The 12834-nt window shown below is 37.8% G+C and carries 12 protein-coding genes and 6 pseudogenes; 17 read left to right on the forward strand and 1 reads right to left on the reverse strand.

The window, feature by feature from the left end:
- Positions 1-36: 36 nt before the first annotated feature.
- The 11 genes and pseudogenes from IQ19_RS24820 to IQ19_RS24880 all read left to right on the forward strand — a co-directional run.
- A pseudogene (locus tag IQ19_RS24820) lies at positions 37-255 on the forward strand (NAD(P)H-dependent oxidoreductase); the annotation flags it as partial.
- A 147-nt stretch (positions 256-402) separates the two neighbouring features.
- Positions 403-612 (forward strand): hypothetical protein, encoded by a 210-nt coding sequence (locus IQ19_RS24825; protein ID WP_144546135.1) that lies wholly within the window; start codon positions 403-405, stop codon positions 610-612.
- A 320-nt stretch (positions 613-932) separates the two neighbouring features.
- On the forward strand, positions 933-3332 hold the full coding sequence (locus IQ19_RS24830; RefSeq protein WP_144546137.1) for a glycogen/starch/alpha-glucan phosphorylase: 2400 nt from the start codon (positions 933-935) through the stop codon (positions 3330-3332).
- A gap of 396 nt (positions 3333-3728) precedes the next feature.
- Positions 3729-3932 carry a hypothetical protein gene (locus IQ19_RS24840; protein WP_144546139.1) on the forward strand — a complete coding sequence of 68 codons (204 nt, stop codon included), beginning with the start codon at positions 3729-3731 and terminating at the stop codon, positions 3930-3932.
- Between the two features lie 88 nt (positions 3933-4020).
- A pseudogene (locus tag IQ19_RS24845) lies at positions 4021-4256 on the forward strand (acetolactate synthase small subunit); the annotation flags it as partial.
- 23 nt (positions 4257-4279) lie between these two features.
- Positions 4280-5311: a ketol-acid reductoisomerase gene (gene ilvC, locus IQ19_RS24850; protein ID WP_144546141.1), complete on the forward strand. Its 1032-nt coding sequence runs from the start codon at positions 4280-4282 to the stop codon at positions 5309-5311.
- A 280-nt stretch (positions 5312-5591) separates the two neighbouring features.
- A complete protein-coding gene (gene msrA, locus IQ19_RS24860; RefSeq protein WP_144546145.1) occupies positions 5592-6545 on the forward strand; it encodes a peptide-methionine (S)-S-oxide reductase MsrA in 954 nt (317 codons plus the stop codon).
- Between the two features lie 265 nt (positions 6546-6810).
- Positions 6811-7251 (forward strand): annotated as a pseudogene (locus IQ19_RS24865) (aminotransferase class III-fold pyridoxal phosphate-dependent enzyme); the annotation flags it as partial.
- A 174-nt stretch (positions 7252-7425) separates the two neighbouring features.
- A pseudogene (locus tag IQ19_RS24870) lies at positions 7426-7956 on the forward strand (Glu/Leu/Phe/Val family dehydrogenase); the annotation flags it as partial.
- 163 nt (positions 7957-8119) lie between these two features.
- Positions 8120-8401: pseudogene (locus IQ19_RS24875) on the forward strand (peroxiredoxin-like family protein).
- A 318-nt stretch (positions 8402-8719) separates the two neighbouring features.
- Positions 8720-8929, forward strand: a complete 210-nt coding sequence (locus IQ19_RS24880; protein ID WP_144546147.1) for an aspartyl-phosphate phosphatase Spo0E family protein — start codon at positions 8720-8722, stop codon at positions 8927-8929.
- Between the two features lie 42 nt (positions 8930-8971).
- Here the strand turns inward: IQ19_RS24880 and IQ19_RS24885 are convergent, their stop codons facing one another.
- Positions 8972-9313, reverse strand: coding sequence for a thioredoxin domain-containing protein (locus IQ19_RS24885; RefSeq protein ID WP_144546149.1), 342 nt, complete (start codon positions 9311-9313; stop codon positions 8972-8974).
- A gap of 402 nt (positions 9314-9715) precedes the next feature.
- On the opposite strand from IQ19_RS24885, the gene trxB reads away from it, so the two are divergent.
- The 6 genes and pseudogenes from trxB to IQ19_RS24915 all read left to right on the forward strand — a co-directional run.
- Positions 9716-10669 (forward strand): thioredoxin-disulfide reductase, encoded by a 954-nt coding sequence (gene trxB, locus IQ19_RS24890; RefSeq protein ID WP_144546189.1) that lies wholly within the window; start codon positions 9716-9718, stop codon positions 10667-10669.
- A 183-nt stretch (positions 10670-10852) separates the two neighbouring features.
- Positions 10853-11167 carry a thioredoxin gene (gene trxA, locus IQ19_RS24895; RefSeq protein WP_144546151.1) on the forward strand — a complete coding sequence of 105 codons (315 nt, stop codon included), beginning with the start codon at positions 10853-10855 and terminating at the stop codon, positions 11165-11167.
- A gap of 13 nt (positions 11168-11180) precedes the next feature.
- Positions 11181-11546 (forward strand): MerR family DNA-binding protein, encoded by a 366-nt coding sequence (locus IQ19_RS24900; protein ID WP_144546153.1) that lies wholly within the window; start codon positions 11181-11183, stop codon positions 11544-11546.
- Position 11547: 1 nt separating this feature from the next.
- Entirely contained in the window at positions 11548-11805 is a 258-nt protein-coding gene (locus IQ19_RS28230) for a hypothetical protein (protein ID WP_199749552.1), read from the forward strand.
- Positions 11789-12307, forward strand: coding sequence for a YkgB family protein (locus tag IQ19_RS24910; RefSeq protein WP_199749553.1), 519 nt, complete (start codon positions 11789-11791; stop codon positions 12305-12307). The genes IQ19_RS28230 and IQ19_RS24910 overlap by 17 nt, the downstream gene beginning before the upstream one ends.
- Before the next feature lie 109 nt (positions 12308-12416).
- Positions 12417-12755, forward strand: a pseudogene (locus IQ19_RS24915) (Gfo/Idh/MocA family oxidoreductase); the annotation flags it as partial.
- Positions 12756-12834: the final 79 nt, after the last annotated feature.

Raw genomic sequence — 12834 nt, forward strand, 5'->3', positions numbered from 1 at the left:
AGGAAGTAAGCCGAGGCACACGCTAATTCGGCTTAGTTTAAAGCTACTGTTGAGAAAACAATAGATGTTTTAGAGGTGCAATTAGACGACCTAGAATGGGCAGATGCAATTATTTTTAGTGTACCAACTCGATTTGGAAATATGCCTTCACAAATGAAGTAATTTCTAGATACAACCGGTGGTCTATTTATTAATGGAAAGCTAGTTAATAAGGTTGTAAGTGCAATGGCTTCTGCTCAAAACCCTCACGGTGGAGTAGGTAAAAAAAGAAAATCAACATTTAAAGAGCCAATCACAACTTTTTGATTGGCTCTTTTTAAATAGGACTAGTTACATTTTCGATCTATATTCATATTTGAACCAAGTCAACAAAGTATTTTTGCTCTCAAGAACCACCAGGAAATGGAAGCTGCAAAGGAATTAATTCATTATTTATTAAACGAATCACCTCATTTTAGAAAATTGTTAAAAAACAGGATCACTGAAATTAAAAAAGCAAATATAGTTTGTACAAAAAAAATCAATGAATTAAAAGCTGAACTGGAATTATTAGAAAACTTAATTAAATCACGTTATGAAGATATTAAATTTATTACATACAGAAGAAAATAACAGCTTGATTTTAGTATATGTATTATCCTTTTCTGATCCCATATTTGACCATTAGCATGGGGAAAAGCTTATTGAATTGTGCTTTTCTCCATTGCTTTTTTTCCTTTCTTTATATATATATATATCTTTCTGAACTTTTCACCTATTCTTTTAGAAAGAGAAGCAACAGAAAGTTTAAACATTTTTTAATAAAAACAACACCCTTAATTATTTTGATAATTAAGATTTTTAATAAAGATTCATTACAGACTACCGATATGTTTTTCTGTTAAGCCCTTTATGTGCTAATTCATCAAAAAAATGAAAAGAGGTTACTACTTGTGAAATTAACCAAAAAGAAGTTCCAAACAGATTTTAAAAATCGATTGCATGAAAAATTCGCGATTGAAACTGTGGATGCAAATGCACAGGAACTATTTGAATCTCTCGGTTCGGTAATTAAGAACTATATTTCTGAGGATTGGCGCGATGTACGTCGTTACCAAATGGAAAATAAAAACAAAACTGCCTATTACTTCTCAATCGAGTTCTTACCAGGAAAAATGCTTCGCAGTAATTTGCTAAACTTAGGGATTTTAGATGTTGTACGCGATGGATTATCAGAATTAGGTTTGAATTTTGATATGATTGCCGAAGCCGAAAAAGACATGGCACTCGGGAACGGTGGACTCGGTCGTCTCGCATCTTGCTTCATGGATTCTCTAGCATCGACAGGTCTTCCAGGATTCGGAAATGGTATCCGTTACAAATACGGTTTGTTTAAACAACAATTCATTGACGGTTATCAAGTAGAATTTCCAGATGCTTGGCTTCAGAGTGGAAATATTTGGGAAGTTCGTAAAGCCCATGAAGCAGTTGAAGTGAAAATGGAAGGAAATGTATGGCTTAAAGAAGACAAGGCGACAGGTAATTTCACTCCGGTTTATGAAAATCCTAGAGTTTTGCGCGCAATACCGTACGACACGGCAATGGTTGGTTATGAAAATGGACAAGTCAACAACCTTCGTCTGTGGGATGTAGAAATTCCAGAATCTGAAGAAAGAAAATACTATTCAATCAACGAACGTCGTCAAGTTCAAGATATTACTGGTGTGCTTTACCCTGATGATTCGACTTACGAAGGTCGTCAATTAAGACTTGTACAGGAATATTTCTTTACTTCAGCAGGGCTTCAAACGATTGTCAAACATTATTTGAAACTTGGAATCCCGCTTGATGAAATTCACACAAAAATTGCGGTACACATCAATGATACACACCCGGCTTTAGCAGTTGCTGAGTTTATGCGTTTACTGATTGACGAACATAAGATGGATTGGGACCGTGCTTGGAATGCGACTGTTAAAACAATGTCATATACCAACCACACCATTCTTCAAGAGGCTTTAGAAAAATGGCCAGTGGATATGGTTAAATTCCTAATTCCACGCGTTTATCAAATCATTGAAGAAATCGACCGTCGTTATGTAGAAGAAATGAGTAAAGTTGCCGATCCTGAAATTGTAGGACGTACACGTATCATTCAATGGGGACAAGTGCATATGGCGCACTTAGCTATCATAGGTTCTCATTCAACTAATGGGGTTGCTAAAATCCACTCTGACTTGTTGAAAGATGTCGTGCTTCATGATTTCTATGTACTTTTCCCTGAGCGCTTTAATAATAAGACCAACGGGATTGCCTTGCGTCGTTGGTCACAAATTTCAAACGAACCAATGTCTAAGGTATTGGATGAGACGATTGGTAAGGAATGGCGTGCAGATGCTAGCAAAATTAAACTTTTAGAAAGTTATGCAGACGATAAAAAAGTTAAAGATAAACTTGCAAATGCAAAACATCAAAACAAAGAGCGTCTAGCCGCATACATTAAAGAAGCTACTGGTGTTGAAGTTTCACCAAATGCGATTTTCGATGTACAAGTTAAGCGTCTTCATGCGTATAAGCGTCAGCTATTAAATCTCTTACATATCATCAAGTTATATATGGATTTGAAGGAAAATCCTGATTTAGATATTACGCCACGCGTTTTCATTTTCGGAGCAAAAGCAGCACCGAGCTACTACTTTGCAAAATCAGTTATCAAGGTGATTAACGAAGTCGGTACCTTAGTCAATAACGACAATGCATTGAAAGATAAATTGAAAGTTGTCTTTTTACCGAACTATAACGTTTCACTCGCAGAAATTATCGTACCGGCAGCAGATGTTTCAGAACAAATTTCACTTGCCTCTAAAGAAGCATCTGGTACTTCAAACATGAAGTTTATGCTAAATGGTGCAGTAACGATAGCAACACTCGACGGGGCCAATATTGAAATTAGAGATGCTGTTGGCAATGAAAATATCGTTATCTTTGGGATGGATAAAGATGACGTGTATGCCCACTATTATGCACATGATTATAATGCCTGGGGTGTATATGATGCTGATCCAATCATTAAACGCGTGGTGAATGCACTTGTAGATGGAACGATTCCAAATATTGTTCGTGAAGGTCAAGAAATCTTTGATACGTTGATTAAATATAACGATGAATATTTCAATCTTCTAGATTTCCATGCATATGTTGCGGCCCAAGAAAAAATCGACAGGTTATATAAAGATCAAAAAACATGGCGTAAGATGAGTTTGATAAACACCGCAAATGGTGGCCAGTTCAGTTCTGACAATACGGTTAAAAAATATGCAGAAGAAATTTGGCATATCGTACCAGGTAAATAAATTATTCACTGAACAACTAGGTCAAGGAGAGCAATGTTCAAGAAACTTGGGCTTTCCTCTTTTTTCAACGTTTGACCTAAATTAATGATCCTTAAACGATAGACAAGTGAGATTAATGGTCCAATGGTGGATGGCAATAACAGAAGAAATGTTAAAGAAATACAGTCTAACACCACCTGAAGCTGCAAGGATTCACCATAGTAAGTGGTGCTATTTATACAGCCCCTGTAGCTGCATTCCATGAAAAATACCATTATCTTCTACCAAGTCCAACACATCTTGATCCTGACATCCAATTAATTGATAATTTTACATTTCCAGCCCAGCCTTCCTATCCTTCTGCTCATGTAGCAACAGGTTGGGCAGTCAGCACGGTTCTTTTGTATATATTTCCGGATGAAAAAAGAAACATTTATTGCAATGTCAAAAGAATCCGACCTTTTCAGAAAACTCGCAGGTGTACAATATGAAACTAAAAATATAGCTGGTAGGAAACTAGGTAAACAGATTGCGGAAGATATAATTGAAGGATTAAAGGATGATCATGCACCTCTGTTTTATGAAGAACAAAAACAGCTCACAAGTGATTTAGGACACTAATCTTTTAATTTTTAAAAGAGTATCAAGGAGCATTAAAAGATTGACATTTTTATTATTGAGAAATGGTAGTTATTAAGAAGCCGGCTGTTCACAGCTTCGCAGTGAAATCAGCGGCATTATTGATCCATTCTGCGCCTTGATTATAGACGTCAGCAAGGACAGCCCGGCGATCCAGATCACAGGACGTCCGGATAAAATTGATCATTAATCGATTTATTCCGGCCTTATGGATTTAAAGTGATTGTTAGAACCGAATTAACCGCCTTTTTACGGGGACATCAACCACAAGTTAACGAGTTAACTACCTATTCTCAAATAAAATAAACAATACTGAAGGGATGATTATTATGGCAAAGGTACTATATAACGGAGATATTCAAGAGGCAGTTTTACAAGGAAAGAAGATTGCAGTAATCGGGTATGGATCACAAGGTCATGCTCACGCATTAAACCTAAAAGAAAGCGGCTTTGATGTTGTTGTTGGTTTAAGAGGTGGAAAGTCTTGGGATAAAGCAGTAGAAGACGGCATTGAGGTTACTACTGTTGCAGAAGCAACTCGTCAAGCAGACGTTGTTATGGTTTTGCTTCCAGATGAAATGCAGCCAAAGGTATACGAAGAAAGCATCAAACCGAACCTTGAAGCTGGTAATGCATTAGTATTTGCACATGGCTTCAACGTACATTTTACACAAATCGTTCCACCTGCCGATGTAGATGTATTCTTAGTTGCTCCTAAAGGACCAGGACATTTAGTTCGCCGCACATATACAGAGGGCGCAGGTGTTCCAGCACTTTACGCAGTATACCAAGACTACACTGGGCAAGCGCGTGACCTGGCTCTAGCTTTCGCTAAAGGTATTGGCTCTGCTCGTGCAGGTGTATTAGAAACTTCTTTCCAAGAAGAAACAGAAACAGATCTATTCGGAGAACAGGCAGTTCTTGCGGGCGGTACTACTGCCCTAATTAAAGCTGGTTTCGAAACGCTTGTAGAAGCTGGTTACCAGCCAGAAGTTGCTTACTTTGAGTGCTTACACGAATTAAAATTAATCGTTGACCTTCTATATGAAGGAGGATTAGAAAACATGCGCTACTCTATCTCTGATACAGCACAATGGGGAGATTTCGTTTCAGGACCACGTGTTGTAAACGAAGATACAAAAGCACGCATGAAAGAAGTATTAACAGACATTCAAACAGGTGCATTTGCTAAGGGCTGGATCTTAGAAAACCAGGCAAACCGCCCGCAATTTAATGCAATCAACCGTAGCGAAAACAATCATCCGATCGAAGTAGTTGGCCGTGAGCTTCGTGCATTAATGCCATTTATCAAAAAAACTGTAAACCAAAAGAACGCAGTGGTGGTAAATGGTTCACGTTAACATCATTGACACGATAAAGCAATACTTCGAAACTACCATTGAAGCAGTGGTTGACACTGACAAATCTGATGAGAGAATTCAAGAGCTAAAAGAAAAGACAGACTCAAGATGTCCAGTGTTTAACATCTTAAAAGATACAAACTTCATAAAGATTCAATCAACTTGGAGAAAGAAATAATCTAAATAATTAAAAAGGAAACCCTTATGAACTGAGGTGTTCTTTCTAAATTGAAGGAATAGATAGGGTTTGGGTAAACTAGTACTAGTAGGAGGTATGTTTATGTCAACAATTTATGAATTAGCTACATTTGCTGGTGGATGTTTTTGGTGTATGGTTCAGCCATTTGATGAGTTACCAGGCATTATTAAAGTAGTTTCAGGCTATACAGGTGGGCATATAGAGAACCCAACCTATGATGAAGTATGCTCATACACAACGGGTCATTATGAGGCAGTTCAAATTACGTATGATCCGACTGTTTTTCCGTATGAAAAGCTGTTAGAACTATTTTGGCAACAAATTGACCCAACCGATGCAAATGGTCAGTTTGGTGATCGAGGAGAGTCCTATAAAACGGCAATCTTTTATCATACTGAGGAACAAAAGCGACTAGCCGAAGAATCAAAACAGACATTAGAGGATAGTAAAAGGATTTCAAAGCCAATCGTGACAGAAATCAAAGAGGCATCTGAGTTTTATCCAGCAGAAGAATACCATCAGGGCTATTATAAAAAGAATTCCTTTCATTATAATATTTACAAAGAAGGATCTGGACGAGCGGGATTTATCCGAGAAAATTGGAAGAAACAGCATGCAGAAAACATAAAGCAGCTTACTCCAATTCAGCACCGTGTGACTCAAGAGAACGGTACGGAAACACCCTTCCAAAATGAATTTTGGAATCATAAGGAAGAAGGAATTTATGTAGATATTGTTTCTGGTGAACCATTATTTAGTTCATTTGACAAATTTGACTCTGGATGTGGATGGCCGAGCTTCACAAAGCCTATTAAGCATCAAGAAGTCCTCGAAAAACTAGATACGTCCCATGGGATGAGACGCATTGAAGCCAGAAGCACCTCGGCAGATTCTCATTTAGGACACGTATTTGATGATGGACCACGTGATAAAGGTGGACTTCGATATTGCATTAACTCTGCTGCACTTAAATTTAACCCAATAGACAAGCTAAAAGAAGAAGGCTATGGGGAATATCTTCGTTTATTTAAATAGTTATGAAAACGTTCCTGGAGACTTCTCTAGGACGTTTTTTTATATTTAAGCATAAATGTAAGCTAGATAACAGAATCCATTCTTTTTTTTATATAAACTGGTGGAAAGAGAGAAATAATGGGAGGGATAAACATGACATTACGAGAACAGTTAGAAGCGAAAATAAATCAGGTTGTTAATAATCGCCCTCAGGCAATACAAGATATATTTAGAGAAGAGCCCTTGAGGCCGTTCCGGAAGTAATTGATAGTTTAGTAGTCGTTTTGGCGGAGGCGTATTCCCAATTTCTTGTGTCGTGGCTAATGCTGATGTATTAGGTGTCTTTAATCCTGGATCACATGGTTCGACATTTGGAGGTAATCCACTTGCATGTGCAGTGTCCATTGCAGCGCTAGATGTAATGGAGGAAGAAAAATTAGAACAGCGTTCATTCGAATTAGGCCAGTACTTTTTAAATCAATTAAAAACAATCGAAAATCCTATCATCAAAGAAATTCGCGGCCGAGGGTTATTCATCGGGGTTGAACTAACGGAAGCAGCTAGACCATATTGTGAGCAATTAAAAGATGAAGGGTTATTATGTAAGGAAACTCATGATACCGTAATTCGCTTTGCACCACCGCTTATCATTACCAAAGAAGAACTTGACTGGGCATTTGAGAAAATCAAAAAAGTTTTAAGCAAAGGGATAAGAAGAAACCAATAACCCACTAAACGAAGAGGTGTCTAAAATGTCTATTAAGACGTTATTAACGGAAATGACCAATAAACAACAAGAAGAAAAAGAGTCATTAAACTTATTCTATTCTACACAGACGGTTATTCAAAAAGCGCTTGCTAAATTAGGCTGAAATGTTCGAACTTTTAAAAGAGCCAATCTGGTATTTCAGACGTATACAGAGCCATTCACGATCCAAATGGACTTGATATTGATTATTTGTTAGATAGAAGAGATAGTTTCGGTACCGTTACTCAGCAGTTTAAAGATACCATCACAAACCAAGAGTTACTAGAATTAGATTGTGACATCCTGGTTCCTGCCGCTATTTTAAACCAAATTACTGGGAAAAATGCTGAGAATATCAAGGCAAGTATCGTTGTAGAAGCAGCAAATGGTCCGACTACACCCGAGGCAACCAAGATTTTAACAGAGCGTGGAGTACTTCTTGTTCCAGACATTCTCGCTAGTGCCGGTGGAGAAACAGTATTTTATTTTGAATGGGTGCAAAACAATCAAGGGTATTATTGGACAGAAGAAGAGGTTAATGAAAAACTATCAAAAGTGATGATTAGTTCCTTTGAAAATATATATCAAACTTCTCAAAATCATCAAGTTGATATGCGCTTAGCTGCTTATATGGTAGGGATCAGAAAAGTGGCTGAAGCTTCAAGCTTCAGAGGATGGGTATAAATTTTTTAAATTAAATATGAAGCATCTTTGTTAGAACTTCAAGGAGTGAAAAAGACCTGCCAACAGGGAGGAAAATGTCTTCTCCCCTCATAACTGAGAGAATATTAAAAAGGAGAGCGAGGACTTAGAGAAGCATGCGCCTAAAGGAATATCGGTCGGGCATATAGCTCCAGACTTTACACTTCCAAACGCGACGGGTGAACATATATCTTTTTACCGTGAACTTGAAAAAGGTCCTGTTATCTTAACCTTTTACCGAGGGGCTTGGTGTCCCTATTGTAACCTTGAACTCAAGGCTTAAAGGGAGCTGCTTCCTCAAATTAAGCAAAAAGGTGTACAGCTATTGGCCATAAGTCCTCAAACCCCAGATTCTTCTTTGACTATGAAGGGGAAAAATGAACTAGATTTTTACTTGCTTAGTGACCAAGGAAACCAAGTATCCTGAGCCAATTAGAAAAGCGACAGCCACTGAACATCATCAAGGGGAATTATTTGAGAAGTATGCTACATATTTTGAAACTCACGAAAAAGAGCTCAAAAATGACTGCGTTAAAATCCCACATCTGGAATATCAATAACAAAGAAAATATAAGTATTAAGAAAATTCTGAACAAAAAGCATTGACAGTATTGTGGAAGAAAAATTACCCTACTACTTTTCATTTCCAATATCAGCTACAGTTAAATCAAAAAATAATGTGAACATTATGAGGTAAAATGCGCTTATTCGGTGTAAGAATGGTAAAACAGTGAGGTAACCGATTATGGAGAAGAAGTACAGTGATTCGATAGCACCTATTTACTTTTTGAGGTATATGATTGAGGTAAAACGGGAAGAATTGACAAAATTATTCAACGTTGATAAGGAACTTCAAAAATCTACTATCATACAATTAAGTCAAGAACTTGACCAATTAATCAATCAATATTTGAATTACATGAGGAGTCTTCAAAAAGAAAATGATGATTCATGAAGTTAAGAAAAGGGATCGAGCACAATGCTCGGTCCCTTGCTTTTATTTAAAATAAGTTGTTAGAAATTCAGTTACACTTTCAGGTGTTTTGGCATTTGCACTATGCAAGTGGCCTATTTTCTCGCCTTCTTTAAATACAAGTAGGCTCGGAATTCCCATCACTTTATACGTGGATGAAATTTCTTGGAATTCATCTCTATCCATTTCATAAAGAGGAAATGGATTGAATTCTTCTAATACTTCTCCCATAAATGCACCCATGCGTTTGCAATCTGGACACCAGTTTGTGTCGAACTTGATGACAACTGGCTCCTTAGAGTCAATAATTTGGTTGAAATCCGGTTGATTTTTTATTCTTTTCTCCATATTTATCTTCCTTTCCATAAGTGTTCAGTTATCTTACACAACAACATGATACGAGATAACCACTATGTATTCTGTAATCTGGCTTACACATCGAAATATTCTTTTTTATTAGGAAGTTTCTCCTGTTTCTTTCTATACCTGAATACCCTTCGCAAGCTTCTCATTCTCGCCTTCTGCATTTTTATATGCTGAAGAATGGTTTCATTTTATGTACAAAATCAACCTTCGTACTCCACTTGTATGATGTTATGAAATAATTAGATATGTTTACAAGCAATAGTTTTAACAGCTTTTTTTGTTTATAAAATAAACCATCTTTATTGTGAGCCATCTAACATTTTTATGTTTCAAATTAGTTTATACTACCTAAAGTAAGACGATTCATATTAGCCTTTCAAAGTTGCTAAAATGAAAAAGGAGATGGATAAGATGACGAGTGAAAAAATCTTTGATGTGATTATTATTGGAGCTGGCCCAGCTGGTATGACAGCTGCGGTTTATACATCTCGTGCCAACCTTTCAACTTTAATGATTGAAAGAGGAGTGCCTGGTGGACAAATGGTCAATACAGAAGAGGTTGAAAACTATCCTGGATTTGATCATATTCTAGGTCCTGATCTTTCTAACAAGATGTTTGAGCATGCAAAGAAGTTTGGTGCTGAATATGCATATGGAGATATTAAAGACATTGAAGATGGTGTGGAATATAAAACGGTCAAAACCACTTCAAAGGAATATAAAGCTCGCGCCGTGATCATTGCAACCGGTGCTGAGTATAAAAAGCTGGGTGCACCTGGTGAAAAAGAGCTAGGTGGACGTGGTGTATCTTATTGTGCAGTCTGTGATGGAGCCTTTTTTAAAGGCAAGGACCTTGTGGTAGTGGGGGGAGGAGACTCTGCTGTTGAAGAGGGTGTATACTTAACTCGCTTCGCAAATAAGGTGACAATTGTTCATCGGCGTGATGAATTCAGAGCGCAGAAAATTCTACAGCAACGTGCGTTTGATAATGAAAAAATTGAGGTTATGTTTAATACAACCGTTAAAACCATTAATGAGCAAAATGGAAAAGTAGGGTCAGTGACGCTTGTATCGACGGAAAATGGCGCTGAAAAAGAGTTTACTATAGACGGTGTATTTATCTATGTCGGAATGGTTCCACTAACAGCACCATTTAGGAAACTTGGAATCACGAATTCAATGGGCTACATTGAGACAAATGATCGAATGGAAACAAAGGTGGAAGGTATCTTTGCTTCAGGGGATGCTCGTGAAAAAACATTACGTCAAATTGTAACCGCAACTGGTGATGGTAGCATTGCCGCACAAAGTGCCCAGCATTATGTAGAAGAGCTCTTGGAAAAATTAAAAAGCTAAATGAGAAAACGAACATCTCTTCGAACGGAGGAGATGTTTTTTTGTATTGATAAAATTTTGCCACCAATAATTCTTAAATATAATGACTAAATGTTAGCCATCTAACATTTTTAAATACAGAAAAAAACTATACTCGTAAGTGTAAGAAAAAACTATTACAGATTTTAAGGGGATGGATAAGAGATGGCAGTATTAAACGTGACCGATCAAACATTTACGGCAGAAACTAACAATGGAATAGTGTTAGCTGACTTTTTCGCCACTTGGTGTGGACCTTGTAAAATGATTGCACCCGTTCTTGAAGAGCTTGATCAAGACATGGGGAACCAAGTTAAGATTGTAAAGATTGATGTCGATCAAAACCAAGAAACAGCCAACAAATTTGGTATCATGAGTATTCCGACTCTAATAGTCATGAAAGATGGCAAGGTTGTAGATACTTTGGTTGGTCTTAAGTCTAAGGAAGCACTTGAGGAAGCATTAAATAAGCATATCTAAGCCTAAAAAAGCATTGAGAAGTAATCATCGTTTCGGGGCAGTACCAGCGTTGCTGACACCACCCGCAAGTGATGCTGCATACAGAATGTATCCCCATGAAGTAATTCAAGACATTGAGTTTATTAAACGGGCTCAGGATCTAGGGTTTACTTTGGAAGAAATTAAAGATCTACTAGCTGTATCAAACGGGGATAAAGAATTTCATTCAGAAGAAAAGCTCGAATTTGCATCAGGAAAAATTGAGGAAATTGAAAAAAAGATTCGTGATTTAAACGAAATGAAATTCTTGTTAGAAGGTTTGGTTGAAAAATGCCCTGGTTCTGGAGTTCCAAAAAGTCAGTGTCCGATTTTAAAAAAATTATCAAAAGGAGTGAATTAAAGTGGCAAAAAGATTAATCGAAGTATTTACAGCATCTTGTAGTGTTTGTGAAGGAGCTGTCGAGCAAGTGGTTTATAATTTAAATAAAAAATGCGACACATTGGAATGTAATGGACAGGGTATTGGGAAAAACGCGGGTATGATAAAAATGTATGGGTCCGAGGGAAAAATGGGGGAACATTTTTTTTGCCTTTCGGTAAATAACAAACTTACTATTGCTAATGGCGGAGGAGGAAACGTTCATGTTCAAGTTATTTGAAGCTTTCGGTCAACAAATTGAGATCATCGGAAAAAAGGGTTTGTTTATTGCACTGGCTATCGTTTATATTTGGATTGGCGCGATGAAATTCACGGCCTACGAAGCGAATGAGATTGCCGGCCTTGTAAGCAACAGCCCAGTACTTGGATGGCTTTACAACTATTTTTCAATTCGTACGTTTTCTTCTCTATTGGGCATATTAGAATTATTAGTCGGCCTACTCATTCTCAGCCGCTTTGTGTCTGCAAAGCTGTCAGCTGTTGGAGCGTTTCTTTCCTGCATTCTATTTCTGACGACACTGAGTTTCATGCTCTCCACGCCGGGTGTCTTTGAGCCGAGCCTCGGTTTCCCCGCCCTTTCTGCGGCCCCAGGTCAATTTCTGTTGAAGGATCTCGTCTTGCTGGGCGCTTCTGTGTTTGCCTTGGGCGAGTCACTGAAGGCGACTAGACGTGGAACGTTTCATGAAACCCAGGAGAGGCGCTATCCGGATGTGGGAAAATAATCAGATCATTTGATGGTTCCGAATGTCTATGATTTGTATCGATTTATTAACGATTTATTAAAGATCTGCATGTTTTTTACCCAATTTAGTAAAAGGAAGAGGGGGCTGACATAGCCGCAGGGCTGCATACGGATACGACCAACGTCTTGAAGTCTTCGGTGATAAGGGAGCAGCAAATGTAGACAACAACCGTGCAACGAATGTGGAAGTTTCTACAGCGAATTATGTAGCAAAGGAAAAGCCCCTATATTTCTTCCTTGAACGCTACACTCAAGCATATATTGACGAAGTTACTGAATTTGCGAGCTCTATTTTGAATAACCAGGATGTAACCTGTACAGGGTTTGATGGTTTGCAAGCTGAGCGCATTGCAAGGGCAGCGAAACAATCATTGGAAGCGGGTTTACCTGTTCAATTAAACCAAGCTGCTCCGACTGCTGCAAATTAAACTGAACGAAAGGAAGCTTAATTTGAATCCGCTTCAATTTGAAAAGGACCGGCCGCTTGATGTCTTGTGCTTGTCGGGG

Origin of the sequence: Cytobacillus oceanisediminis (assembly GCF_007830235.1) — a bacterium.
GTDB classification, from domain to species: domain Bacteria; phylum Bacillota; class Bacilli; order Bacillales; family Cytobacillaceae; genus Cytobacillus; species Cytobacillus oceanisediminis.

Bases quoted from the DNA above. Each gene is read 5' to 3' on its own strand.
- IQ19_RS24825 (WP_144546135.1), top strand. From the start codon at position 403: ATGGAAGCTGCAAAGGAATTAATTCATTATTTATTAAACGAATCACCT.
- IQ19_RS24840 (WP_144546139.1), top strand. From the start codon at position 3,729: ATGAAAAAAGAAACATTTATTGCAATGTCAAAAGAATCCGACCTTTTC.
- ilvC (WP_144546141.1), top strand. From the start codon at position 4,280: ATGGCAAAGGTACTATATAACGGAGATATTCAAGAGGCAGTTTTACAA.
- msrA (WP_144546145.1), top strand. From the start codon at position 5,592: ATGTCAACAATTTATGAATTAGCTACATTTGCTGGTGGATGTTTTTGG.
- IQ19_RS24880 (WP_144546147.1), top strand. From the start codon at position 8,720: ATGGAGAAGAAGTACAGTGATTCGATAGCACCTATTTACTTTTTGAGG.
- IQ19_RS24885 (WP_144546149.1), bottom strand. From the start codon at position 9,313: ATGGAAAGGAAGATAAATATGGAGAAAAGAATAAAAAATCAACCGGAT.
- trxB (WP_144546189.1), top strand. From the start codon at position 9,716: ATGGATAAGATGACGAGTGAAAAAATCTTTGATGTGATTATTATTGGA.
- trxA (WP_144546151.1), top strand. From the start codon at position 10,853: ATGGCAGTATTAAACGTGACCGATCAAACATTTACGGCAGAAACTAAC.
- IQ19_RS24910 (WP_199749553.1), top strand. From the start codon at position 11,789: ATGTTCAAGTTATTTGAAGCTTTCGGTCAACAAATTGAGATCATCGGA.